This window comes from Polynucleobacter hallstattensis (assembly GCF_018881835.1).
GTDB classification, from domain to species: Bacteria; Pseudomonadota; Gammaproteobacteria; order Burkholderiales; family Burkholderiaceae; genus Polynucleobacter; species Polynucleobacter hallstattensis.
The window spans coordinates 158,883-183,237 of sequence record NZ_JACVPO010000001.1; the positions used below are offsets into that span (position 1 = coordinate 158,883).

The following is a 24,355-nucleotide window of genomic DNA, read 5'->3' on the forward strand; positions in this document are numbered from 1 at the left end:
GAAGCCTGCTTTCATCAAGCCTGGGATCTAGTTCAAGCAAACCCACTAAACTATTCCCATGAAAATACCTACGCCAAACTCAGGCCTTAAATCTGCCTTTAAAGGTATCTTTTGGCTTGGTTCTGCAGCCCTAGCCCTGATCATTGCTGCTGGAATAATCTACTTCATCTCCGCTCAAAGCAATCCTTCTGGCAAGCGGATTATTAAATCCCTAGGGGATTCCGTTGCGATCTCCTTTGATGAGAATGACATTCCGCATATTCAGGCAAAGAGCTCTACTGATGCGCTCTTTGCATTGGGTTATTTGCATGCCAGTGAACGCTCTTGGCAAATGGAAATTAATCGTCGATTGGCCAGTGGACGACTCTCCGAAATCCTTGGTAAAGAAACTCTCTCAATCGACCGTTTTATTCGGACGCTGGGTATTAAGCGCGCAGCAGAAAAACAGTTTGATCGCTACCCTATTGCTACCAAGCGATTGCTTCAATCTTATGCAGATGGAGTGAACACTGGTAATGCCCACCTAGGCTGGGCTCTTCCAGTGGAGTATTTTTTAACTGGATCCAAACCAGGGCATTGGTCACCTACTGATAGTGTTGCGTGGATGCTGATGATGGCGCTCGATCTTGGCGGTAACTGGCAAAAAGAATTACAACGACTTGAACTCTCCCAGTTTTTAACTACCAAACAAGTATGGGAGGTGATGCCAGCGTATACACCTGGTGAGCCTGTGAGTAATGTTGACTTTGCGAAAATGTATCAGGATATTAATGTCTTTAATCCCAATCCACTCACAAGGGATCAAAAGTCAAAGAAACTGCCTGCAACCGAATTGGCTATCAATGAAGTCCCGGGCGGCAAGGAAGGCATTGGATCTAATAACTGGGCGCTGAGCGGAAAACTGACGGCCTCTGGCAAGCCCTTGCTGGCAAACGACCCGCATCTAGGCTTATCAGCCCCAGCGATTTGGTATATAGCTCACTTAGAAGCGCCAGGCCTCAATGTCATCGGTGCGACCCTCCCCGGCATTCCAGCGGTGGTACTCGGCAGGACCGATAAATTTGCCTGGAGTTTTACAAATACCGGTCCCGATGTTCAGGATTTATATATTGAGCAGCTAGATCCAAAAAATCCCGAAGTATATCGAGGTCCAGAGGGTCCACTACCTTTTAAAGTGCGCCAAGAAATTATCGATATCAAAGGCGAGCCTTCACTGCGCTTTTTAGTCAAAGAGACTCGGCATGGTCCAGTGATTTCTGAATCGTATGCACGAGCCAAGCGGGTGATTGACACCGATCGCTTTGTTTTAGCTTTACGCTGGACTGCGCTGGATGTTGAAAATCAATCGGTTGCTGGCTTACTGGATATGAATCACGCCAAAGATTTAGAGACCTTTAAGCAGGCACTGCGCAAAAATTATGCGCCAATGCAAAACGTAGTGATGGCAGATATAGATGGCAACATTTCTTTTCAGGTGGCTGGTGTCGCACCTAAGCGCACCTTGCATCAAGGGCTATATGGAGTAGCGCCAGCATTGGGCTGGGAGAAGCAATATGACTGGACTGGATACGTCCCTTTTGAACATCTACCTAATAGTAGTAATCCTGACTCAAATTGGATTGCTACTGCCAACCAAAAAATCATTGCTAATAATGATCCGAATCCACTGACCGGTGACTGGGATTTACCAACCCGCTACGACAGAATTGTGGAGCTCATCAAAGATAAATCAACACACGACCTTGCCTCCATGAAAGCGATGCAAGCTGATACTCTGTCTTTGGGCGCTACACCCTTATTAGAATTATTTAAATCGGCACAATCAACACATCCGCTGGCTCAACAAGCAATTGAGCTTAGTAAGAACTTTGATGGAGACATGAAAATCGATAGCGCTGGCGCACTAATATTTAACGCCTGGGCTGACCAACTCTCACGCAAACTCTTCTCACGCTTAGGATATTTATTCACAGAAAATTATGGTACCCGTAGCTTTAGACATTCCCTAATTTTGCAATTACAAGATCCTGATAGCCCTTGGTGTAATGACCCCTCAACCAAGCAAATAGAGAACTGCACCGATGCTTCAAATGCTGCCTTTGATAAAGCACTTGAGCAACTGAGTACGCAATTTGGCAACAACCCTAAAAATTGGGTTTGGGGTAATGCGCACATTGCAGTCTCAGAACATCGTCCTTTGAGTAAGGTGCCACTCCTTGGAAGCCTCTTCAATTTGACGCAGCCTTTTCCTGGCGATAGCTTTAGCATCAATGTGGGGCGCCTAGAACTACTGAGAGCTGATAATCCTTTTGAAACCAAGCAGGCACCAAGCCTGCGAACGCTATATGACCTATCGGATTTAGAGCAATCCCTCTTTATTTATCAATCTGGACAGTCTGGCTGGGTGCAGAACAAGCTTTACCGTAACATGAGTGGGCTTTGGGCTCGAAATGAATACCTTCCTCTACAAATGAAACCCCGGAAGGTCGGACGTCAACTAGATCTGGCTATTAAGGATAAATAAGTCAGGGGAGTTTAGAATGGTTCGGAAGAGTCCGACTGGGGCTGTACTTACTTTAATAACAATGCGACAACACCACATATTATGAAAAAAATATACGCACTCACCGTCTTTACTACACTTTCTTTACTACCCTTCTCTAGCAGCTTCGCCGAGTGGAAAGAGTTGGGATCCAATGCGGTGATGGTGGTGTATGTTGATCTGGATACGGTCAGTACATCAGGTGAAAAAGCACAAATTATGTCTATGCTCGACTTAAAGAAGCCAGGTGTTAATCCAAAAACAAAACAGCCTGTTAGCTCTATCATCGGGATGAATGAGTACAACTGCCCAGCCATGAGCTATCGCCCAATCGAGTACAAAGAGTTCGCTGGCAATAAAGGTGGCGGTGAGGTAGTTTCAGATAACAAAACTCCCAATAGTGAATTTGAGCCTGTTGTGAATGAGTCTTGGACAGCTGGAGTTTTTAACGTTGTCTGTCAACGTAATTAAACATCTCATTTTCATTACACTTCAAAGCAGACCAAGCCTATCGGGATGGTCTGCTTTTGGATACATAGTTCTCTGTCTCAATTTGGGCGGTTGTGCGGCGCCATTAATGGCCTTGGGGGGATCTGCTACTACAGCTGCAAGCTCTGCAGGTTCAGTAGTGGTATCAGCAGCGGTGGCCAACCCTTCGACTGCAGTAAGCGCAGTCTCCACTGTGACTACTGGTAAATCCCCCTTAGAACACGCTGCCTCTGCGGCAACCAAACAAGATTGCAATTTTTTGAATGCCTTAGGACCAAAGCCGATTTGCTCAGACATACCCATTCCTAAAATCAAAGATATGAGCGAGCCTTACCCAGGTCCCGCTGACAGCGTGACTACCTCTAAATAAGCAGTCTAAAATTACGTCCTACAAGTAATCTCTCCTTCCTTTTTAAAGCCATGACTACAGAAAATTACTACCTCACACTTACCTGCCCCAATAGACCGGGTATTGTTGCTGCTGTTTCAACCTACATCTTTGAATTAGGTGGTGATATTGAGGAAGCTCAGCAATTTGATGACAAGGCTTCTAAACGCTTCTTCATGCGCGTGAGCTTTAGCTGCGGCGCTGATAGCCAATCTCTGAAGGCTGGCTTTATAGAAATTGCTAAACGCTTTGATCTCACTTGGGACTTGCGCGCTGTAAAAGATTTAAAGCGAGTGCTGATCATGGCATCCAAGCTAGATCATTGCTTGGTAGATCTTCTCTATCGTTGGCGTATTGGTGAGTTGCCAATGATTATCAGTGGGATTGTTTCCAATCATCCGCGTGAGGTTTACTCCAGTATTGATTTTGCGGATATTCCGTTTTATCACTTACCGGTGACGCCAGAGACGAAGGCAAAGCAAGAAGCAAAGCTCCTTGAGATTGTTGCTGATGCAAAAGTCGACATGGTTATTTTGGCGCGCTACATGCAAATTTTGTCGGATGATTTATCCACGAAATTATCTGGACGTTGCATTAACGTTCACCACTCCTTCTTGCCAAGCTTTAAAGGAGCCAAGCCTTATCATCAAGCCCATGCTCGTGGCATCAAGTTGATTGGCGCTACCGCGCACTTTGTTACTAGCGATTTAGATGAAGGTCCAATCATTGAGCAAGATGTCACTCGCGTTACCCATGGCGATACGCCTGAAGACTTGGTTCGCAAGGGTCGAGATCTAGAGCGTACCGTACTCTCACGCGCCTTACGTTACTACTTGCATGACCGTGTTTTGATTAATGGTGCGACTTCAGTCGTCTTCTCAGACTAAGTAGCACTTAAGGCCGGACCCCTGGAGTTTCCAGGGGCATGCCTCTGGCTCGCCATATCAGAAATAGCTCTAACTGAGCCATCTCTTGCGAGCCATACTCAAACTGCTGAGCGCGTACCCCACTCATACAATTACGTAAACGTCTTTGTAAAGATCCCATGGTCTGCCATTCAATTCGGTAAATTGGGTAGGCAGTTGGGTGACCCTGAGGAATCAGACTTCCGCCTAATTTCAAGCCAGCTCGATCTTGATGACATTGGGCGCAAGATAAATTGAGCTGACCCATTCTTTCATTAAAGAACTGACGGCCTTGCTGTAAATCTTTTTTGTTCTGAGATGTTTCTTGAACGGCGATTGGCAAGCCCTTGGATTGGGTTGCGACAAATGCTGTTAAAGCTAAGAGTTCTTTGCTCTCATAAGCGAGTACCGGAGCTTCTTGCCGTACGGTACGACATTGATTAATTTGACCCTCCAAGGTCTGCAACTTTCCTTTCTGCATCTTCGGAAACTGTGTTGCTACACCAGTCATCTTTTGCCCACTATCTCCGTGGCAAGATGCACAAGATACATTCTTTATTCCGGCCTTTTCTTTCCAGAGACTGTGACCGTCCATTACCCAAAATACAGCGGGGTTGAGATTGGAATCATCTTGCATTGCCCGATTCTCTGGCGTCATTAAGTAGTAACTGGATTGCCGAGTATCTTTTGGAGCTTCAAGTGCTTGACTAGAATCAACCCCAATCAGGATGACTAATAACGGTAATACACGAAGACAAAAAACGAACAGATTCACGAAACAGTAATTTGTGCTTGATTGACTGCCTCATAGCCGCCATCTCCTACCCACTTGAATACAAGCGTACCGGAAGCAACTGCCACGGTAGTAAAAATGACGAGGGGGTTAGCACCGGTGCCTGGATAAAAATCTGCTCTGAATATTTCCTCGCCGTTATATTGACAAGTAAAGAGTTGAATAATGTCACGTGGGATTCGCTTACCGTCTTCAGTGTATCGAAAGCCCGTCTCCATATCATGCTGGGCGATTGCCCGAATTTCAATAAGGGCTCCTTTTTTTGCCTGAGCTGGCATCGTAATGCCCGTGCGGGAGGTCTTGCTCATATCATCTCCGTGCAGGCTGAAAGAGTCACTAAGGTATCGGCATACCCTCGGAAAAAGCTACCGTCACTCATTTGTGCGATAGCCCATACTCGCTGTGAGTCTGCTAATCTCACACGAGTCGTTAACTCAGCGCGGCCAGAGCGAGGTGTGAAATACGCAGTAAACATATTTGGAGAAGGATTGGCCTCAGAGATTACATGCACTGCCTTAACGTAATCATTTGCAGTCATCGGACTATCTATGGACAGCTTGAGAACTACCAGATTGCCACTTTCGACCAAAGGCGGAATCACTAGGTTCACTCGGGCGTCACGAACGGTATTCGAACCAATAATTTTGGCGATCGCCTCCATGGCCTCTGGCTTTTTAGCCATGGTCAAACTCGGAGTAATCCAACTTGATAGGCCTAAAAGACCTAACGCAGACAAGTACCTACGCCGACTCGGTTTGATGGGGCTTGAACTCAGATTGAACTCAGTCATATTGATTTCGTAATTTCAGTTAGTTATTGAAGACTTACTAAAAAGGCTACAACATCTTCTATCTCTTGGCCAGTAAGAATAGTCTGATCGATAAACTTGGGAGCCACACGACTCAGACCAGAAGTTCGATAGTAGGCCGGCATGATGCTTGCTGGGTTCAAGCGGCTTGGATCAACTAATCGAGCTCGTAATTGAGCTGGAGTGGATTGGCCGACGCTAGCAATTAAGTCCGGCGCTAGATTGCCCTGAAAGCGCTCTTCCGGAAATGGCCCACTATGGCACAGTAAACATAAACCAACTTGACGGCTAGCCACAATCGCACGCCCCTTCACAGCATCACCCGGAGAAGAAGTAAGGGGATTCACAATCGAATCCCCCACCCAGGTTTGAGAGTGCGCTAAGCAAGGCAGGAAAAGAGTTGAAGTCCCTAGCAATAAAGCTGCTAGCGTTCGTCTCATTCCTGCTTGCCCATCACCATTAAACCAACTTAATGCCGCTATTTTTCAATGGGACTGTACGCAAGCGCTTGCCTGTCGCACGGTAGATTGCATTGAGAACAGCAGGCGCTGCAACTGCAATGGTTGGCTCACCAACACCACCCCAGTCTTTGCCACCGCCCTGGATGATGATCGTCTCCACCTTAGGCATCTGAGACAGGCGAATGGAATTGAAGGTATCAAAGTTCTTCTGCACAACCGCACCCTTCTCGATTGTGATTTCTTCTTCGAAGAGAGCGGATAGACCGTACACAAATGAGCCGGATACTTGACGCTCTACTTGAGCTGGATTAACAACATAGCCAGGATCAGTTGCGGCCACAATTCGATGAATTTTCACCTCATTGCCATTGGTCACAGATAACTCGCAAGCAGCAGCAACATAACTTCCGAATGAGCGCATTTGGGCAACGCCGCGGAATACGCCTGGCTTAGCAGGCTTGGTCCAACCAATGCCGTCAGCAACCGCATTTAATACCGCTACTGCACGCGGGAACTTTTCCATGTGCTTGCGACGGAACTCGACTGCATCCACACCAGTTGCTTCAGCCATCTCATCCATAAAAGTTTCTAGGAAGATTGCATTTTGATTGACGTTTACGCCACGCCAAAAACCTGGTGGCACATGCGTATTACGCATAGCATGGTCAATCATCAAATTCGGGAAGCTATAAGTAATGCCATGCTCGCCCGCAGCATCTAAACCTTGGAACACCACTGGATCTTTACCCTTGTTGGCAGCAACTACCGCTGGACGCACGGCAGCCAAAATAGATTGACTGGAGATACGCATATCCAAGCCAGTGATATTTTTCTTATCATCAATGGCGGCTGTCATCTTACACATCGTTACCGGGTGGTAACGACCTTGAGTCATATCCTCTTCTCGAGTCCAAATCAATTTGATTGGAGTGCCTGGCATTTGCTTGGCAATATTGACAGCCTGGGTTGTGTAATCCTGGAAGGCACCACGACGACCAAAGCCACCGCCAAGGTTTACCTTGTAGACATTACATTTTTCAGCAGGCAAGCCTGAAGCGGCAATCACAGCAGCCAAAGAAGCTTCACCATCCTGGGTTGGAACCCAAGCTTCGCAAGAATCTGTCGTCCACTTTGCAGTTGCAGTTTGTGGCTCCAGAGTTGCGTGGTTCAAGAATGGATAGAAGTACGTTGCCTCGATCGTTTTAGATGCTTTGGAGATTGCCTCTTTGGCATCACCATTCGAGTTACCGACAAAAGTCTCATTAGCAGTTAAGCCGCCTTCAAGCATCTTCTTAATAGAAGCACTAGAGACATCGCCATTGCTACCGTTATCCCAAGTAATGTTGACTGCATCTAAGCCAGTCTTGGCCTGCCAGAAAGTATCGGCAATGACTGCTACAGCAGAATCACCCACCTGAATCACCTTCTTTACCCCCTTCATGCTGGAAGCTTTGCTAGCGTCATAGCTCTTCACTTTGCCACCAAAGACTGGAGACTCCTGAATGGTTGCTACCAACATGCCAGGTAACTTCAAGTCAATCGCATAGATCTGCTTACCATTTACCTTGTCAGCAGTGCCGTCAATACGATTTACTGACTTACCAATAACTTTCCATTCTTTAGGATCTTTTAAAGGAACTTCTTTAGGTACTTCTAACTGAGAAGCAGCTACAGATACTTTGCCGAAGGTTGTTTTACGGCCCGATGGTGTGTGCGTAATCACGCTGTCTTTAGCAACGCACTCTGCTGCAGGTACATTCCACTGATTAGCCGCAGCCTGAACCAGCATGATGCGAGCCGCTGCACCACCTTTACGAACATATTGCTCAGAGGTACGAATACCACGGCTTCCACCAGTGGAGTAACTACCCCATACTTTATTGCGCTTGAGGTTTTCGCCTGGTGACGGATACTCATAGGTAACTTTTTTCCAGTCGCACTGTAATTCTTCTGCAACCATCTGGGCTAAGCCAGTGATAGTTCCTTGACCCATCTCAGAGCGCACGATGCGGACTACGATGTCGTCATTTGGTTTTACTACTACCCAAACGCCAATCTCTGGAGTTGCAAGCGGAGTCATGGCTGTTGTGCCAGTACCCATGGCGGCATGAGCCGAAGACATTAATGAGAAATCAAAGCCGATTGCTAAACCCGTAGCAATCGCGCTAGAGCCAATAATAAAGTGGCGACGTGAAGTATTGGTTGTGTTTGTATTGATTATTTTAGTCATGATTGCTCCTTATGCCTTGCTCACAGCATGAATAGCATCACGCACTTGTTGGAAGGTTCCACAGCGGCAAATATTAGTTACCGCAGCATCAATCTGAGCATCAGTTGGTTTTGGAGTGTTACGCAATAAAGCAGTAGTAGCCATCACCATGCCTGACTGGCAATAACCGCATTGTGGCACTTGGTTATCAACCCATGCTTTTTGCACTTTAGAGAGCTGACCATTTTTTTCTAAGCCCTCAATAGTTTCAATCTTCTTACCTACAGCTACGGTCACTGAAATTGCACAACTGCGAATTGCTTGGCCATCTAACAAGACAGTACATGCACCGCACTGACCTACGCCGCAACCGTATTTAGTACCCGTTAATCCAACATGATCACGGATCGCCCACAACAAAGGGGTTTCTGGATCAACATCCACCTTGTACTTTTTACCGTTGACGTTTAAGTCAGCCATGCGTGCTCTCCTTAATTAATTTATTTTGAAGTCTTACTGATTACCAAAGACCCTGCTTTTGATGTGTTTATATTAACCAAGAAATTATTTATTGCTTTGCAACATATATTGCAGAGCAGTAAGATCAAGTCATGATCTCCGGCCTAGTCCAAATCCTGCTCTTTCAAAGCCTGGGAGAGCTTGTATCCAAGTTTGCCCTACCCACCCTTCCCGGCCCTGTAATTGGCTTGGTCCTACTCATTATTTGGCTAGTACTGCGCAAGGGAATTAACCATGAACTTGCATTGGTAGCGGATGGCTTTAGCCAATACCTTGGCCTCTTATTTGTTCCGGCGGCCGTTGGGGTGGTACTGTTTTTACCCCAACTAAAGGCCAATGCCCTCGCTATTGTCAGCGCCCTGGTTGGTAGCGTGATACTCACCATTGCCACTAGCGCACTCGTTGTCCGCTTTTTGAGCGCAAAGCCAAAAGAGGTGGGTCAATGAACGAAAAACATTCGATTGTGGAGATTTGGGTTTATCTCTCCGGAAGTCCTTTATTTGCCCTCTTTATTACTTTGGCCGCCTATCAAATTGGCCTCTCGATTTATAAGGCTGCAAAACAGAATCCCTTAGCAAATCCAGTAGCAATTGCGATCATTCTGGTCGCTAGCATCATTCAGTTTGTTGAAATGCCCTATTCCACCTACTTTGAAGGTGCGCAATTTATTCACTTCTTATTAGGCTCAGCAACCGTCTCTTTAGCCATACCGATCTATAGAGGTTTAAGTAGCTTAAAGGGCCGATCTATTCCTTTACTGGCCTCTTTAATTGCGGGTGGCTTGGTATCCATTATTGGCGCTGTAAACATTGCCAAGTTATTAGGGGCTGACTCCAGTATTACCGGCGCCATGTACCCCAAATCAGTTACTGCACCGATTGCCATGGGTATCGCTGAGCGTATCGGCGTATCCCCAACCTTAACCGCGATTTTTGCCGTGACTACCGGAATCCTCGGAGCTATTCTGGCGCCCTTTATTCTGAATGCACTGGGCATGAAAGCATGGTGGCAGCGTGGTTTTGCCATTGGCATTGGCGCCCATGGCATTGGCACCTCGCGTGCCTTTAGCATTCATCCAGAGGCAGGAACTTATGCCAGTCTAGCGATGGGAATGAATGGGGTGATTAGCGCGGTAGCTATACCCATTTTGTATCACTTATTCAATTAAGGTCCCGCTGACTGCCATTCAGTATTAATCGATTTTCATCGCATCATCAATCGCATCACTTAATACGCTCACCAAAAATTCCACCTCTGCAGGCGATGAAATAAATGGAGGACCGACTGCAATGGTGTCGTTCGTAATGCGCACTAAGGCACCTCTTTCAATACAAGCCTCTAAAGTCTTCATGGCTCGTAATCCTGACTTACCAGCAATGGGTACTAAATCGACCGCGCCAGAAAGACCAAAGTTACGAATATCTAGCAAGCCTGTTTTTCCCTTGAGGGCGTGCAGGGAATTTTCTAAGACCGGTTCAAGTGCTTTAGCGCGATTGACTAAATCATCGGATTCAAAGATATCTAGTACAGCATGAGCGGCAGCTGTAGGAATGGGATGACCAGAGTAAGTGTAGCCATGGAAGAATTCAATCGCCTGCTCTTGTCCGCCTTGGCCCATGATGGCATCGTAAATATCTCCACGCACCAAGACACCGCCCATCGGAATCACACCGTTGGTAATGGCTTTTGCAAAGGTGATCATATCCGGCGTCACACCAAAACGATCTGCACCAAAATTGGCTCCTAAGCGCCCGAAGCCTGTAATGACCTCATCAAAGATCAGCAGGATGCCATGCTTTGTACAAATATCCCGAATCTTCTGCAAATAACCTTGTGGAGGCACAATCACCCCTGTCGATCCTTGCACGGGTTCTAGGATCACTGCAGCGATCGTGTTGGCATCATGCAAAGTGACAATATTTTCTAGCTCATCAGCTAAGTGTGCGCCCCACGTAGGCTGCCCTTTTGAGTAAGCCATTTGTGAGAGATTGAATGTGTGCGGCAGGTGATCCACGCCCGGCATCATCATTCCAGCAAATGCTTTGCGATTGGCCACAATGCCGCCAACGGAGATGCCACCAATACCAACACCGTGATAAGCACGCTCGCGCCCAATCATTCGAAAGCGTGAGGCGTTACCCATGCAGCGATGATAGGCAACCGCCATTTTGAGTGCGGTATCTACGGCTTCAGATCCAGAGTTGGTAAAAAATACTTTATCCAAACCTGTTGGCGCCATATCGACAATGCGACTGGCTAAAGTAAAGGTTGCCTCACTCGCCATCTGAAATGCGGGGCAATAGTCCATAGTTTCATACTGCTTTTGAATGGCTGCACCAATTCGTGGATCAGCATGCCCCAAAGGCGAGCACCATAAGCCCGATAATCCATCAAATAATTTTCGGCCATGGTCATCGAAGTAGTAAGCTCCCTTAGCTGACTGCATCACTTTGGGATGCTGATGAAAGTAGCGATTTGGCGTATAAGGCAGCCAGTAGGCCGACATGTCAATAGCTGAAGGAGTCTTAAGTGCTGCAGTCATAGTTATCTCAATTTAATTTTTATTATTCGCTTTACACCCTTTGGGTGGTTTCCAATACTATATTACCTACTTACTCTTACCTACTTACCCACTGGATAATTACATGAACTTCTTGAATCGTCTTTCAAAACCATTTCTCGGACTCGCAGTCCTTTCAAGCTTGTTTGGACAGGTGATAGCTGCCCCAGATACGGATTGGCCTAAAAAACCCATCGTCGCAGTTTTGTCATTCCCTGCGGGCGGCTCTACTGACGTATTTGCCCGTGCAGTTTCTGTTCCGCTGGGTGAAGCACTAGGTCAGCCTATCGTTATTGAAAATAAGCCGGGTGCTGGCGGCATGATTGGCCTAGGCGCCGCTGCGAAAGCTGCTCCCGATGGCTATACGATTCACATTAGTGCGTTGACTAATCAGTCCATCTCACAGGCACTATTTAAAAATCCTCCAGCAGATCTGACCAAGGATTTTGCGCCTGTTGCTTTGTTAGGCGCCATCCCCCACCTGATTGTGGTGAACCCCTCGGTGCCTGCAAAAAATCTACCGGAACTCATCACCTTCATCAAATCCAAGAAGGGTGACTTTAACTACGCCTCTCAAGGCAATGGTAGCCTCTCTCACCTTGAGTCTGCGCTGTTTATGCAGCGTATTGGGGCTACTGGTACACACATACCCTACAAAGGTAGCGCGTTTGCTTTGCCGGATTTAATTGCTGGCAATACTCTAATGATGTTTGATAGTGTGACTGCTTCACTGCCGCATATTCAAAGCGGTAAATTACGCCCAATTGCTATTGCCGCCTCGGACCGTTCACCCCTTATGCCGAATGTGCCTACCTTGGCTCAGGATGGCATGAAGCAGTTTGATGTTGAAAACTTTTTTGCTGTTTACGTGCCTAAGGGAACATCACCCGTCATTATTGCGAAGCTCGAAAGAGAAATTCGGAAGATTTTGACTAATCCTGATTTCAAGGCACGCTTAGCAACTCAAGGAATTCACCCGCAATTTGCTAACTCTGAGCAATTAACTGTGATCACGCAAAGCGAGCATGACAAGTGGGCGAAGGCAGTTAAATCAGCCAATATTAAAATCGATTAATCAATACTGCATCAATCTCCATACCCCTTTTAAAGAATCGATTAGAACCATGCTGATTTCCCCTCCCTTTGGTGGCGGCCGTGCCCCAGTCCTTGCTAAAAATGCAGTTGCCAGTTCACAGCCATTGGCCACACAAGCAGGCATTGAGGCTTTACAACATGGCGGTAATGCGGTTGATGCAGCCTTAGCGACCGCGATCACACTGACCGTGGTTGAACCCACGATGAATGGTCTTGGTGGCGATGGCTTTGCACTCATTTGGGATGGTAAAAAACTCCATGGTATGAATGCCTCTGGTCGTGCCCCAGCTGCTTGGACGCCGGAATATTTTTCTGGCAAAACCGCCATGGATTTGATTGGCTGGAATACCGTGACTGTGCCTGGCATGGTTTCAGGTTGGATTGAGTTATCTCGCAAGTTTGGCAAGCTGCCTTTTGCGCAACTCTTTAAGCGTGCAATTGACTATGCTGAAAATGGCTTTCCAGTTTCACCCGTGATTGCACGTCAATGGCGTGAAGCAATTCCCATTCTGAAAAATGAACCTGGTTTTAGTGAATCATTTTTGATTGATGGCAAAGCGCCGACTGCCGGTCAACTCTGGCGCTATCCTGCCCAAGCCAATACATTGCGTGAAATCGCCAACACGGAAGGTGAATCTTTTTACACCGGCAAATTAGCCCAAAGCATGGTCGACTTTGCTCAAAGCACAGGCGGCTGTTTCACCATGGCAGATTTTGCTGCTAATCAAACGGACTGGGTTGAGCCATTGGCATTTGATTATGGCGATTACACATTGCATGAGATTCCTCCTAATGGCTCGGGCATTACGGCCCAGATGGCACTCGGTATTTTGCAAGCAGCCAATGCAAAACAATATCCAGCCAATTCTGCGCAACGCATCCACCTGCAAGTGGAAGCCATGCGTATTGCCTTTGCTGATGCTTACGCTCATGTATCCGATGCCAGCACCATGAAAGTGCCAGCGAGCGCCCTATTAGATAGAGATTATTTGGCTAGCCGTGCTGCACTGATTAATCACCATCAAGCGGGTAGCTACGGCGCTGGAGATCCACATGCTGGTGGCACCGTTTATCTTTGCGCTGCGGATGAGAGCGGCATGATGATTTCTTATATCCAATCAAACTTCAAAGGCTTTGGTTCTGGTGTAGTTGCTCCAGGTGGCATTGCCTTTCATAACCGTGGCATGAGCTTCAGTTTGGTCGATGGCCATCCGAATCAAGTGGCTCCAGGTAAGCGCCCTTTCCACACGATCATCCCCGCATTCCTCACCAAAGGCAGTCAGCCAGCTATGGCATTTGGTGTGATGGGTGGCAATATGCAGCCACAGGGACATCTTCAGTTTGTAATGCGTTTTGTTGATGAGTATCTCAATCCACAGGCCTGTTCAGATTCGCCCCGCTGGAGAATTGATGATGCGGGCAAGCTCACTGTTGAAGCATCCATGCCAACTACAGTCGTTGAAGGGCTAAAAGCAATGGGGCATGAAGTGACGGTGATGCCAGCCAATAGCTTGGACTTTGGTAGCGCTCAAGCGATTGCCTTATTAGGCGAACAAACTCAGGATGCTTATATTGCTGGTAGCGATCATCGTCGCGATGGATTGGCGGCGGGGTTCTAAACAGCTCACCACTCCAGCTCTTGATCCTCTAGATTCGGGACATCACCCAAACGTAAATAGTCGTCGCCGTCCCTGGCGATGACTTTTGAGCTTTCGCTCCAACCTGCTCTAGGCGCCACCCCCTCCGAAGGAAGTATCTTTGAAATGACGAGCCTTGAGTCAAGGAGTTCATCATGACCGGTAAGATCTTTTTTCATATTAATAAAACAGGTTGGGCAACTCGATAAATTTTAATGGGGTATCACCGCTCAACCCTTCTTGAATAAATCCCACTTTTTCAATCATGGGTTAACTAACCCAACCACTTTTGAACTCCTCCTTTTGATAAAATCTGTATATACAATACAGGGAAAAGAGCATGAAAAATCTGGTCATTAGCCCAGCAATCGAAGGAAAGTTAATCTTAAAACACCAGCTTTCTCGTAAAGACGTTGAGCAGTGCTTTATCAATAGAGCTCGCTCTTACTTGATAGATGATCGACTTCAGCACCAAACAGAGCCGCCTACAGAGTGGTTTATCTCAGAAAATGATCGAGGAATTCTAATAAAAGTAGTTTTTATATTTGATGATGGGCTAATTTACTTAAAAAGCGCATTTCCTCCAAATTCAATAGAAATATGTATATACAATACAATATCAGTACCTTACTAAAAATGTCATTTCTATGCAAGTGGCGAAATACTAAAACTTAAGAGCGAGGAAAGCGATGATCGCAAAAGGCAAGAAAATAAAAATAGACAATTCCGCTGAGGCTTGGGAGAGTCGTGAGCTTGGTAGCGAGCTCAAGCATGCAAGAGCAGTCGATAAAAAAATCGGTGCTCAAATTGATGAAGCGCTAGGACTACAAATGATCTCCATCAGACTGGAGCAGGACTTGATTGAGTCTTATAAGCTCTTGGGCGCTAAATACGATATGGGCTATCAACCTCTCATGCGCGAAGCCTTGAAAAGATTCGTTGAAGGTGAATTTAAACTGATTGCCAGTGAAGCACTAGAAAAGCAGCGAGCCGAGAAACAAAAAAGCAGTAAGAAGATGGCAAAAGCAGCTTAACCAGGCAAGCAATTCAGATAGAAACGCTTGACCTCTTGATCACAGCTCACATCCTTGGTCTGTATAGGGCGCTCAAGAGTAATGCCCTCGATAGAGGTGCAGCGACTTAGGGCGACATAGACTTGCCCTGAGGCAAATGCACCCGAGGAGAGATCTACCTTGATCTTATCCAGAGTCTTGCCTTGGCTCTTATGAATAGTAACGGCCCAAGCGAGCATTAGCGGAATCTGCACAAAGGTACCAATGATGTTTGGTGAAATCTTGCCAGACATCATGTCATGGTCATAGCGATACGATTCCCACTGATGTCCCTTGACCTCTACCGTGTTTGAGTAAGGACCGTTTTGCACCATCACTTTTACAGTGTTGGGCAGTAGTTCGCGAACAACGCCAATAGTACCGTTCACCCAGCGCTTCGGAAAATTGCTATCGGTTGCCGTGAACATGACCTTGGCACCCACCTTGAGAGTGAGCTGATTGGGTGATGGCAGATTGCGATCATCTACATTGAACTTACCAGTGCTATTGCCCATATAAACTTTGGCATCGCTTGTAAGTGCTCGTAATCCTGCGCCATTAATTTGATCTGCGCGTGCGTTAGTCGTAGTTAGCGTGATAGTTTGCTCATCAATTTCTTTTTTGGTTTCATAGCAGACGGCATTTAAAGTGCTGAGCGCTTCATCAATGTCTTGATTGATACGGATCTGATTCAATAGGCCGGCAAAGTGTGCGTCTTTTTGACGGAAGATCTTAGACAGTTCTACCATCGTGACATCTTTACGATGTAGCGCATTGGCGCAAAAGAAATAAGGGCCTTCGTAACCGCGCTCTGAGAGTACCTGCATATCCGTTTGAGATACCACCGGCGGCAACTGAAACAAGTCCCCTACAAACATCACCTGTATACCACCGAAGGGCTCATTCTTTTGAGGTCCGTTAGCGCGCAGGAATAGATCAATGGCATCTACTACATCTACTCTGACCATCGAGATCTCATCAATGATCAGGAGGCGAATATCTTTATAGAGACGCTTATCTTTGAGAGGCTTGATATCCTCTTCTGGGAAGATCAAGCGAGGTGGCAAGCGAAAGAAGGAATGAATCGTGACGCCCTTCACTTGCAATGCAGCCACACCAGTTGGTGCAACGACCACTACGTTGCCATGAATGTTCTCACGCAGATAGCCAATTAAAGTAGTTTTACCAGTACCCGCTTTACCACTGACAAAAATATAAGGGTCGTGACGCTCGATGGCATCGATTACCTCCTGGTATTCAGGGGTAATTTCAATAGCGGATGAATCGACTACAGGATTGGTCATGCCTTATTGTTTCACGGCATCAGCCACACACCGAAATCCAATGTAAACAACTCCAATATCTGCTGGCTTAGACTCAACATCAGATTCTTTTTGTCTCTCCGGGCCATACCACCAAGAAGCACCACGAGTAATGAAGCCACCATTGCGCTCAGTAGCCGTCCACTCCCAAACATTGCCGCCCATATCTAATAGACCATTAACTCCAGGCTTAGTGCTGCCCGCAGGGACATGACCAGTGCCTCGGTTTAATGCGCCTGCTGGTGCGACACCTTTGTAATCACCACAGCCACTTAAGCAATGAGAAACTGCAGGCGTACTACCACCAGGAAATGGATAACGCTCACCCTTAACAAAGCCTGAAGGTGGATTGGCTCGTTGCTCTACAAATGCCGCAGAAATCCACTCAGCCTCAGTAGGCAAACGTTTGCCAAAATAACGACAGGCAGATGCCGCTTCAGATTGATTGAGGTGCACTGCGGGCTCAGTATCTTTTGCGGGAACGCCGTAGGGGGTTTTCCAAATCCAGCCGGGTTTTTTGACAAAGCCGGATTCGTAATTGAGTCCGCCGCCATTTTTCTCGGCTTGACTCACAAAGCCTGTAGCCGTTGCGAAGGTTTTCATATCGGCAATCGTCATCTCAGTTTGATCCCAAGATACATTGCCAACTCTAACTACGGGGATGGTTGATGCAGGTGCGCTAGTAGCAGTTGAGGGTCTCAACATGAAATACAGCGCAATAACTGATAGCAAAACACCGAATAGGATTGGAAGAATATCGAATTTTTTCATGAATAAAATCTCAAAAAGAAAAGGCTCCACGAGGGGAGCCTTAGGATAATGCAATATTCGGTGGGGCGAACGACGGGGCTCGAACCCGCGACAACCAGAATCACAATCTGGGACTCTACCAACTGAGCTACGTCCGCCACTGAAGACATAGATTATAGCTTTTGGGCCAAAAGCCTGTCAAAAAAGCCTTAGTTATCCGATTTAGGAGCCATCAAACTCAAAAGCAGCCCAATCCCCCAAGGTGAGGCTGGCATCGATGAAGAAATCCAAAATAGCTGCTTTGCTTTGAACTTTCGCTAGAGCATGGTGATCAGAAAGGCGCTGGCGCCAATAACGCGATCCCGCTCTACCGTGGGCTAGGCCAAGGATATGTCTTGTAAATGCGCCGATATAAAACGGTTTGCCTTTAGATTGGCACTCATCAAACCATGCCTGCACCTGCTTCACTAATACAATTTGTATGCGATGCCACTCGGTCTCGCTAAATAGATATCCAGCAGCCTCACCATTGGTCTTAATCAAATCATCCCAACCAAGCAACATCGCCGGAAAATGATATGCCGCCCTACCCACCATAAATCCATCAAAGTCATCCCAGTGACCAGCAATTTGCTCATTAGTTTCTAAGCCGCCATTGAGCAGGACTTTGAGATTAGGAAATTGTTTTTGCGCATCAAGGCGCAGCTTAGCCGCAACTTCATAACGCAAAGGTGGCTTACTGCGATTCTCTTTAGGAGATAAACCTTTTAGCACGGCATTACGAGCATGGATGGTGACTTGGCTAGCACCTGCATCCGCTACCGCAAGAATAAAGTTCAAAGCAAATTGATAATCTTTTTCAGAGCTTGCGGCATCCATCGAATCCAATCCCAAGCGATGCTTCACAGTGATCGGAATATCAACAGCAGCCTTCATAGCTTTGACACAATCGGCAACTAGTTGTGGCTCCGCCATTAGACAAGCACCAAATGCCCCACGTTGAACGCGCTCGGAAGGACATCCACAATTAAGATCAATCTCATCGTAGCCCCACTGCTGAGCTAACACTGCAGCCTTAGCTAAATCAGAAGGCTCTGAGCCACCTAACTGCAATACAACGGGATGTTGATCTTGCGAGTAGTCTAAATGGCGTGGCACATCCCCATGAATGAGGGCACCTGTCGTCACCATCTCGGTATATAGAACCGCATCTTGAGTTAGCGAGCGATGAAAAGACCGGCAATGACGATCAGTCCATTCCATCATTGGAGCTACAGCTAATCGTTTGGAAGGCTTTACAGTCATACGGATTTCAAGCTAAGGCTCTTTGACTCATGAAAAATCGTTCTTGCCCCGTTACCGGGTCTTTGAAATGAATCTCTTTTGCCAAGAGTTGTAGGGGTTTAGAAAAGTCCAAATCATACTCTTGATATGGCGTGAGGATTGGATAGATTTGATCATGGCGTATTGGAACTCCGAGGGCATTAAGGTGGCAACGTAATTGATGCTTCTTGCCACTGCCGGGAGTTAAACGATATTTAGCCCAGGGCTTATTTACTTCAAGCAACTCAATGTAGGTATCCGTATTTGCTACGTCATCCACTTCTTCCATTTGCAAGAAATGTTCTGACTCTTTGATATGGCTTTCATAAGTCAGCGGTAGTTTTTTGAGGAGTTCTTCTGAATACGGCGCTATAGCTTCGTATACCTTCTTAACTTGCCGGTCTCTAAACAGATTTTGATATTGCGCACGCTCTTGAGGTTTGACTGAAAAAATGACTAGTCCTGCAGTATCGCGATCAATTCGATGAATAGGACTTAAATCTTGAATGCCTGTTTTTTTCTTTAAGCGATTGAGTAGTGTTTGATGTAAGTAAAGACCGCTTGGAGTTACTGGCAAAAAGTGGGGTTTATCTGCAACCAAAATATGCTCATCCTGAAAAAGGATGGCTTCCTCGAAAGGAATTTCTGGTTCTCTCGCCAAGCGCCTGAAATACAGTAAATGGATATTAGGCTGGTAGGCGTCATCAGCAGAAAGTGCCTCACCTTCTTGATTAAATACCAAGCCCTCTTCAAAGCGAGACTCCCACTCAGCTCTATCGATGTGCGGGAAATTACTTGTAAAGAAATCCAGCAAAGAAGCATGGCTCTGCCCAGAGGGTAAATACACCCTAGAAGAGGAGACTCCTTCAGAATTGACTTTCATTTGCACTAGATTATCCACTCCCACCAAGGCAGACAAAGCAATCCCAGTATGCCCAAATGAAACCCTCTAAAATGGGGCGGTAGCACCCATTAGAACTAGAAAATGAATAGACAGCATGCTTGAACTCTCTGTATTCGACCTTGGCTTATTGTTTGCCCTCGCATTATTTGCGGGATTGGTCGACTCCATTATTGGTGGCGGAGGGATGATTCAGGTTCCAGCACTGTTTGCAGCCCTACCAGGCTTTCCACCAGCCACCCTACTCTCAGTCAATAAGTTTGGCTCTATCGTGGGCACAATTGGTTCAGCTATTCAGTACAGTCGCGTGAATAAAAGCCCCTGGGGCTTGGTGATCATCTCCTCTGCCTTTGCTTTTTTTGCCTCGGTTGCAGGGGCTTACCTCGTTACTCGCATACCAACAGAGTGGCTCAGAGGCGCCCTGCCATTTTTATTGCTAGCACTACTGATCTTTAATATCAAATCAAATGCCGGTCTAGTTCATGCTCCTAAACACAATCACCATAAACAAAAAGCCATTGCCTCAAGTGGCGCCGGCATCATTGGTTTTTATGATGGATTTCTAGGACCTGGAGCTGGAGCCTTTTATAAACTCTTTTACACCCGTGTTTTGGGATTTGATTTTTTGCGTTCTGCAGCACCTGCCAAGTGTCTAAATATAGCCTCCAATCTAGGTGCGCTATGCGTATTTTTCTATTTAGGTTATTTTGACTGGAAACTCGGCCTACTCATGGCCAGCGCCAATCTGGTAGGCGGTCAAATTGGTACCAAGATTGCAATTAAGCATGGTAACTCCTTTATTCGTAAAGGTTTCTTCATTCTGGTAACGATACTGATTATCAAAACTTTCTATGACGCCTTCTTGAAGTAAATATTTTGCAAAAAATAGATATGTAAATTAGTAGGGTATTAGAAATACTTTGTGGATTTGTAAGGATATAGAGAGTAAATTGAACATATGAAGTTTTAGTTTATTTACTATAAAAAATAAGGGTGTTATGAAAATTTTATTACCAGTTGATGGCTCAAAATCTGCGCTCAATGCAGCTAAGTATGTTGCAAAGTTAACTAAGCAGTTGAGCAGCAAGTGCACGGTAACATTAATTAGTGTTCATGATGATATTGGCCTTGGCCACGTGAAGCAATTTGTGGCAAATAGCGTCATTGATGATTACCTCCGTGAAGTGAGCGAGAAAGAGCTCAAGGGAGCCCAAAAAGTATTAGATACGGCTGGCGTAAAACACAGCATGGTCATTAAGCGCGGCAATATTGCCAATGAAATCATTGCACTCGCCAATAAAGAAAAGTTTGATCTGATCGTCATGGGCTCAAAAGGTCGCAGCGGTATTGTTGATGCCATCATGGGTTCTGTTGCCCAGAGAGTAAGCAATAATGCCAAGCAAGCCGTTTTATTGATCAAGTAAGCATCAAAGGTTAATCATCAGATTAACTTGAATAGGCCGTCTAAGTGACGGCCTTTTTTATGGATACTTAAATGAGTATTTTGCTGCTCTTATTCGCACCAGGCTTATTTGCCATCTACTGGCTTATTCGTCTACAAATATGTCTGTCTAGGATTCGCTACCTAGTGGATACCTACGGAATGGATCGCAAGAAGCTGCAAAAACTAAAATGCAAAGAAGTTCAGGCGCTTAGAGTATCAATTGACCAGCTCAGGCATGCGAATGATGCCTTTGGTTTAGAGAATTTGCTTAGGCCTTTTAGAGTCTAATGTTTTAGTAATTAAAGGGGAGCATCTATCTGACTGGGTGAAATTCAACTTTCTAGCCCGGCAATTGCAGTAGCTTAGACCCCCATTCTTCCAGTCATCTCTGCCTGAGACAATCCTGCATCTCTACGCTCCTGCAGAGTCTCATCAAAAATAGCAAACTCTTCTTTATTTAATCGCTCTACCTCGGATTTTACTTCAGGATTTTTTAACATCCTGATAACGGCTTGCTTGTGAGTTAATAGTTTTTTTTCATAATTTTATCTAAATCGTTCTTTGATTCACCCGCCTAGATAACTCCTCGGCCGACTCTTTTCGCTCGCTGTAGCGATCGGTTAGATACTCGCTAATGCCACGAGTGAGTAATGTGAACTTATAGAGCTCTTCCATTACATCCACTACGCGATCATAGAAAGAGGAAGGCTTCATGCGTCCATCCTCCTCAAACTCTGTGAAAGCTTTGGCAACCGAAGATTGATTGGGGATGGTAACCATCCTCATCCAACGACCCAAGATACGCATTTGATTAACAGCATTAAAAGATTGTGACCCGCCAGATACCTGCATCACAGCCAAAGTTTTACCTTGCGTTGGTCTGACAGCGCCATCCGCCAATGGAATCCAATCAATCTGCGTTTTTAAGAGTCCTGTCATAGCGCCGTGCCGCTCTGGCGAAGTCCAAACCATACCCTCCGCCCATAAAGCCAGTTGACGTAACTCTTGCACCTTTGGGTGGGTATCGGGCACGCTATCAACTAAAGGCAGCCCAGTTGGATCAAATATTTTTACCTCTCCACCCATGGCCATTAGTAACCTAGCTGCTTCGAAAGTTAGAAGCCTACTATAGGATCTCTCACGCAGTGAACCATAGAGCATTAAAAATCTTGGCGCATGATCGCCAGATTGGATACTTAATTTTTCGATTGCAGGGATCTGGAAAAGATCCTCAACTAAGGCCGGGAATTGCAGTGGAGACTCAAACACTTAGACCATCTCCTTTTTGAAGAATTTTGCTTTGAACCATAAAGCTACAGTGACTAAGCCAATCATGATGGGCACCTCTACTAAAGGCCCTATGACTGCTGCAAAGGCTGCTCCAGAATTGATTCCAAATACCGCAATCGCTACCGCAATGGCCAACTCAAAGTTATTACTCGAACCTGTAAATGAGAGTGTGCAGCAACGCTGGTAATCAATTCCCATCTTGCCAGTGACAAAAAATGTCAGCAAGAACATGATCAGAAAGAAGATTAGCAATGGAATGGCAATGGTGAGGACGTCCATCGGGAGCGTCAACATTACTCCGCCCTTGAGACTAAACATCACAACGATGGTAAAGAGCAAGGCAACTAAGGTAAGCTTGCCAATGCGAGGCACAAGATGCTCGTGATAACGTGCTTTAGTCATGAACTTGAGCATCACCACCCTAGTCAATATTCCAGTGATACAAGGAATACCCAAATAAATAAATACACTCTGCGCAATTTGACCCATGCCTATGCTGATACTTGATCCAACGAGTCCGAAATAAGGGGGCAAGACAGTGAGAAAAAAGTAGGCGTAAACACTAAAGAACAGCACCTGAAAAATGGCATTAAATGCCACTAAGCCAGCAGCGTATTCAGTAGAGCCTTTAGCTAGATCATTCCAAATAATGACCATCGCAACACAAGGTGCAATACCAATCAATATCAGGCCAGCCATATACTCTGGCTGATCTGGGACAAAAGTAATCGCTAAAAAGAACATTAAAGTTGGTGCAATGATCCAGTTCATGAGTAGCGAAATCAGAAAGATACGCTTATCTTTAAAAACGTCAGGTAAGTCTTCGTAACGCACCTTAGCAAAGGGTGGATACATCATTAATATCAAACCAATAGCAATTGGAAGATTAGTGGTTCCGACCTGAAAGAAATTAATAAACCTTTCCACATCTGGAATAAAGTGACCCAAGGCAATACCTAGGGCCATAGCTGCAAAGATCCAGACTGTCAAATAGCGATCTAGAAAGGAGAGTTTTTTAGTGAGGGAACTCATGCTTTGCTGTGTATCTCTTTCAGGCTCATAGAATCGAGCTTTTCTAATGGCATCGCAGCCAAAATATCTAAACGTCTTTTGAGGCCATTCTTGACCTCATTAAAAGCCGCCTTTTTCTCTAAATCAGTGCCTTGTACTTGAGATGGATCAGGGAAGCCCCAATGCGCTGTCGCAGGCTGACCTGGCCAGAATGGGCAAACTTCGCCAGCAGCGTTATCGCAAACTGTCACAATGAAATCCATCTTTGGGGAGTCGGCTAGACCAAACTCATCCCAACTCTTCGATCTCAAAAGAGCGCGGTCCATGCCCAATTCCTCTGCAATATCAGCAGCAATGGGATTAACGCTTGTACCCGGAGTAGAGCCAGCTGAATATCCTATAAATTTTCCACTTGGGTGTGTAGACGCTAAAGCCTCACCCAGTACTGAGCGAGCAGAGTTGTGGGTGCATAAGAAAAGGATGTTGTACTGTTTCATTGGGCTTTTACCTTTTTGACGGTTTTGGTAGTTTTGCATGGCTTACCGTCGCAGCAGTTAGCTAGCAGGAATTGACTGAGATCTTCAACCATTCCTGGGTTTGGTCTATAGATCAAATTGCGGCCTTGGCGCTCGACAGTAATTAGATTCGCTTGATAGAGCTCTTTTAAATGAAAGCTGAGGGTCGCATTAGGAATGCCCAGCATCTCATGGATTTGTGAGGGTAATAAACCTTGATCACCCTTTTGAACTATGAGGCGATAGACGTTTAGGCGGGATTCTTGCCCCAGGGCAATGAAGGCCAGAATAGCTTCGGTATTTTTCATAATTCCATAATAATGGAACTATATTACAAATAG

General features: G+C 46.0%; 29 protein-coding genes and 1 tRNA gene. 12 read left to right on the forward strand and 18 right to left on the reverse strand.

The annotated features are described in order from the left end of the window. Positions 1-58: 58 nt before the first annotated feature. Positions 59-2,524 carry a penicillin acylase family protein gene (locus tag ICN26_RS00840; RefSeq protein WP_216266164.1) on the forward strand — a complete coding sequence of 822 codons (2,466 nt, stop codon included), beginning with the start codon at positions 59-61 and terminating at the stop codon, positions 2,522-2,524. Between the two features lie 81 nt (positions 2,525-2,605). Beyond that, positions 2,606-3,013, forward strand: coding sequence for a surface-adhesin E family protein (locus ICN26_RS00845; RefSeq protein ID WP_216266165.1), 408 nt, complete (start codon positions 2,606-2,608; stop codon positions 3,011-3,013). 21 nt (positions 3,014-3,034) lie between these two features. Here ICN26_RS00845 and ICN26_RS00850 read toward each other — a convergent pair whose 3' ends face one another. Continuing rightward, positions 3,035-3,328, reverse strand: a complete 294-nt coding sequence (locus ICN26_RS00850; protein ID WP_216266166.1) for a hypothetical protein — start codon at positions 3,326-3,328, stop codon at positions 3,035-3,037. Between the two features lie 123 nt (positions 3,329-3,451). On the opposite strand from ICN26_RS00850, the gene purU reads away from it, so the two are divergent. Beyond that, positions 3,452-4,306, forward strand: coding sequence for a formyltetrahydrofolate deformylase (purU, locus tag ICN26_RS00855; RefSeq protein ID WP_216266167.1), 855 nt, complete (start codon positions 3,452-3,454; stop codon positions 4,304-4,306). Positions 4,307-4,313: 7 nt separating this feature from the next. On the opposite strand, the gene soxA is transcribed toward purU, so the two are convergent. Genes soxA through ICN26_RS00885 form a run of 6 tightly spaced genes read right to left on the reverse strand, consistent with a single transcriptional unit; the run spans position 4,314 to position 9,075 of the window. Continuing rightward, positions 4,314-5,099 carry a sulfur oxidation c-type cytochrome SoxA gene (gene soxA, locus ICN26_RS00860; protein ID WP_251367016.1) on the reverse strand — a complete coding sequence of 262 codons (786 nt, stop codon included), beginning with the start codon at positions 5,097-5,099 and terminating at the stop codon, positions 4,314-4,316. Beyond that, positions 5,096-5,425: a thiosulfate oxidation carrier complex protein SoxZ gene (locus ICN26_RS00865; protein WP_216266168.1), complete on the reverse strand. Its 330-nt coding sequence runs from the start codon at positions 5,423-5,425 to the stop codon at positions 5,096-5,098. The genes soxA and ICN26_RS00865 overlap by 4 nt, the downstream gene beginning before the upstream one ends. Next, the gene (locus ICN26_RS00870) at positions 5,422-5,907 is read right to left on the reverse strand and encodes a SoxY-related AACIE arm protein (RefSeq protein WP_216266169.1); all 486 of its coding nucleotides are present in this window, start codon (positions 5,905-5,907) and stop codon (positions 5,422-5,424) included. The genes ICN26_RS00865 and ICN26_RS00870 overlap by 4 nt, the downstream gene beginning before the upstream one ends. Before the next feature lie 23 nt (positions 5,908-5,930). After that, positions 5,931-6,365 (reverse strand): sulfur oxidation c-type cytochrome SoxX, encoded by a 435-nt coding sequence (gene soxX / locus ICN26_RS00875; protein WP_216266170.1) that lies wholly within the window; start codon positions 6,363-6,365, stop codon positions 5,931-5,933. A gap of 19 nt (positions 6,366-6,384) precedes the next feature. Further along, complete coding sequence (locus tag ICN26_RS00880) at positions 6,385-8,616, reverse strand: xanthine dehydrogenase family protein molybdopterin-binding subunit (RefSeq protein ID WP_216266171.1); 2,232 nt, start codon at positions 8,614-8,616, stop codon at positions 6,385-6,387. Positions 8,617-8,625: 9 nt separating this feature from the next. Continuing rightward, positions 8,626-9,075 carry a (2Fe-2S)-binding protein gene (locus ICN26_RS00885; protein ID WP_216266172.1) on the reverse strand — a complete coding sequence of 150 codons (450 nt, stop codon included), beginning with the start codon at positions 9,073-9,075 and terminating at the stop codon, positions 8,626-8,628. Between the two features lie 131 nt (positions 9,076-9,206). Between ICN26_RS00885 and ICN26_RS00890 the strand changes: the two genes are divergently transcribed. Further along, the gene (locus tag ICN26_RS00890) at positions 9,207-9,560 is read left to right on the forward strand and encodes a CidA/LrgA family protein (RefSeq protein WP_216266173.1); all 354 of its coding nucleotides are present in this window, start codon (positions 9,207-9,209) and stop codon (positions 9,558-9,560) included. Further along, on the forward strand, positions 9,557-10,282 hold the full coding sequence (locus ICN26_RS00895; RefSeq protein ID WP_216266174.1) for an LrgB family protein: 726 nt from the start codon (positions 9,557-9,559) through the stop codon (positions 10,280-10,282). The genes ICN26_RS00890 and ICN26_RS00895 overlap by 4 nt, the downstream gene beginning before the upstream one ends. 24 nt (positions 10,283-10,306) lie before the next feature. Here the strand turns inward: ICN26_RS00895 and aptA are convergent, their stop codons facing one another. Beyond that, complete coding sequence (aptA, locus tag ICN26_RS00900) at positions 10,307-11,656, reverse strand: omega-aminotransferase AptA (protein ID WP_216266175.1); 1,350 nt, start codon at positions 11,654-11,656, stop codon at positions 10,307-10,309. Between the two features lie 103 nt (positions 11,657-11,759). Between aptA and ICN26_RS00905 the strand changes: the two genes are divergently transcribed. From ICN26_RS00905 to ICN26_RS00920, 4 genes are all read left to right on the forward strand, one after another. Continuing rightward, positions 11,760-12,749 carry a Bug family tripartite tricarboxylate transporter substrate binding protein gene (locus ICN26_RS00905; RefSeq protein WP_216266176.1) on the forward strand — a complete coding sequence of 330 codons (990 nt, stop codon included), beginning with the start codon at positions 11,760-11,762 and terminating at the stop codon, positions 12,747-12,749. A gap of 49 nt (positions 12,750-12,798) precedes the next feature. Further along, positions 12,799-14,388: a gamma-glutamyltransferase family protein gene (locus ICN26_RS00910; protein ID WP_216266177.1), complete on the forward strand. Its 1,590-nt coding sequence runs from the start codon at positions 12,799-12,801 to the stop codon at positions 14,386-14,388. A 358-nt stretch (positions 14,389-14,746) separates the two neighbouring features. Further along, on the forward strand, positions 14,747-15,040 hold the full coding sequence (locus ICN26_RS00915; protein ID WP_216266178.1) for an ADP-ribosyl-(dinitrogen reductase) hydrolase: 294 nt from the start codon (positions 14,747-14,749) through the stop codon (positions 15,038-15,040). Between the two features lie 55 nt (positions 15,041-15,095). Beyond that, positions 15,096-15,440: a BrnA antitoxin family protein gene (locus ICN26_RS00920; protein WP_216266179.1), complete on the forward strand. Its 345-nt coding sequence runs from the start codon at positions 15,096-15,098 to the stop codon at positions 15,438-15,440. Here ICN26_RS00920 and ICN26_RS11050 read toward each other — a convergent pair. The 5 genes from ICN26_RS11050 to ICN26_RS00945 all read right to left on the reverse strand — a co-directional run bounded on the left by ICN26_RS11050 (position 15,437) and on the right by ICN26_RS00945 (position 19,736). Further along, the gene (locus tag ICN26_RS11050) at positions 15,437-16,762 is read right to left on the reverse strand and encodes an ATP-dependent DNA helicase (RefSeq protein ID WP_216266180.1); all 1,326 of its coding nucleotides are present in this window, start codon (positions 16,760-16,762) and stop codon (positions 15,437-15,439) included. The genes ICN26_RS00920 and ICN26_RS11050 overlap by 4 nt on opposite strands. Before the next feature lie 3 nt (positions 16,763-16,765). After that, positions 16,766-17,551: a formylglycine-generating enzyme family protein gene (locus ICN26_RS00930; protein ID WP_216266181.1), complete on the reverse strand. Its 786-nt coding sequence runs from the start codon at positions 17,549-17,551 to the stop codon at positions 16,766-16,768. Positions 17,552-17,612: 61 nt separating this feature from the next. Then, positions 17,613-17,688: transfer RNA gene (locus ICN26_RS00935), tRNA-His, on the reverse strand. A gap of 64 nt (positions 17,689-17,752) precedes the next feature. After that, complete coding sequence (dusA, locus tag ICN26_RS00940; protein WP_216266182.1) at positions 17,753-18,835, reverse strand: tRNA dihydrouridine(20/20a) synthase DusA; 1,083 nt, start codon at positions 18,833-18,835, stop codon at positions 17,753-17,755. Between the two features lie 7 nt (positions 18,836-18,842). Next, positions 18,843-19,736, reverse strand: a complete 894-nt coding sequence (locus ICN26_RS00945; protein WP_216266183.1) for a pseudouridine synthase — start codon at positions 19,734-19,736, stop codon at positions 18,843-18,845. 115 nt (positions 19,737-19,851) lie between these two features. On the opposite strand from ICN26_RS00945, the gene ICN26_RS00950 reads away from it, so the two are divergent. The 3 genes from ICN26_RS00950 (at position 19,852) to ICN26_RS00960 (ending at position 21,486) form a co-directional block, all read left to right on the forward strand. After that, positions 19,852-20,625, forward strand: a complete 774-nt coding sequence (locus tag ICN26_RS00950) for a sulfite exporter TauE/SafE family protein (RefSeq protein WP_216266184.1) — start codon at positions 19,852-19,854, stop codon at positions 20,623-20,625. A gap of 127 nt (positions 20,626-20,752) precedes the next feature. Next, positions 20,753-21,178: a universal stress protein gene (locus ICN26_RS00955; RefSeq protein ID WP_216266185.1), complete on the forward strand. Its 426-nt coding sequence runs from the start codon at positions 20,753-20,755 to the stop codon at positions 21,176-21,178. 71 nt (positions 21,179-21,249) lie between these two features. Next, a complete protein-coding gene (locus tag ICN26_RS00960; RefSeq protein WP_216266186.1) occupies positions 21,250-21,486 on the forward strand; it encodes a hypothetical protein in 237 nt (78 codons plus the stop codon). Positions 21,487-21,560: 74 nt separating this feature from the next. Here ICN26_RS00960 and ICN26_RS00965 read toward each other — a convergent pair whose 3' ends face one another. The 5 genes from ICN26_RS00965 to ICN26_RS00985 are packed head-to-tail and all read right to left on the reverse strand — an operon-like array spanning position 21,561 to position 24,322. After that, positions 21,561-21,698: a hypothetical protein gene (locus tag ICN26_RS00965; RefSeq protein ID WP_216266187.1), complete on the reverse strand. Its 138-nt coding sequence runs from the start codon at positions 21,696-21,698 to the stop codon at positions 21,561-21,563. A gap of 49 nt (positions 21,699-21,747) precedes the next feature. Beyond that, positions 21,748-22,467 carry an arsenical resistance protein ArsH gene (arsH, locus tag ICN26_RS00970; RefSeq protein WP_369411763.1) on the reverse strand — a complete coding sequence of 240 codons (720 nt, stop codon included), beginning with the start codon at positions 22,465-22,467 and terminating at the stop codon, positions 21,748-21,750. Next, positions 22,468-23,520, reverse strand: coding sequence for an ACR3 family arsenite efflux transporter (gene arsB / locus ICN26_RS00975; RefSeq protein WP_216266188.1), 1,053 nt, complete (start codon positions 23,518-23,520; stop codon positions 22,468-22,470). Continuing rightward, positions 23,517-24,035: an arsenate reductase ArsC gene (locus ICN26_RS00980; protein ID WP_255534336.1), complete on the reverse strand. Its 519-nt coding sequence runs from the start codon at positions 24,033-24,035 to the stop codon at positions 23,517-23,519. Before ICN26_RS00980 ends, arsB begins: the two co-directional genes overlap by 4 nt. Further along, complete coding sequence (locus ICN26_RS00985) at positions 23,993-24,322, reverse strand: ArsR/SmtB family transcription factor (protein WP_216266189.1); 330 nt, start codon at positions 24,320-24,322, stop codon at positions 23,993-23,995. Before ICN26_RS00985 ends, ICN26_RS00980 begins: the two co-directional genes overlap by 43 nt. Between the last annotated feature and the right edge of the window lie 33 nt (positions 24,323-24,355).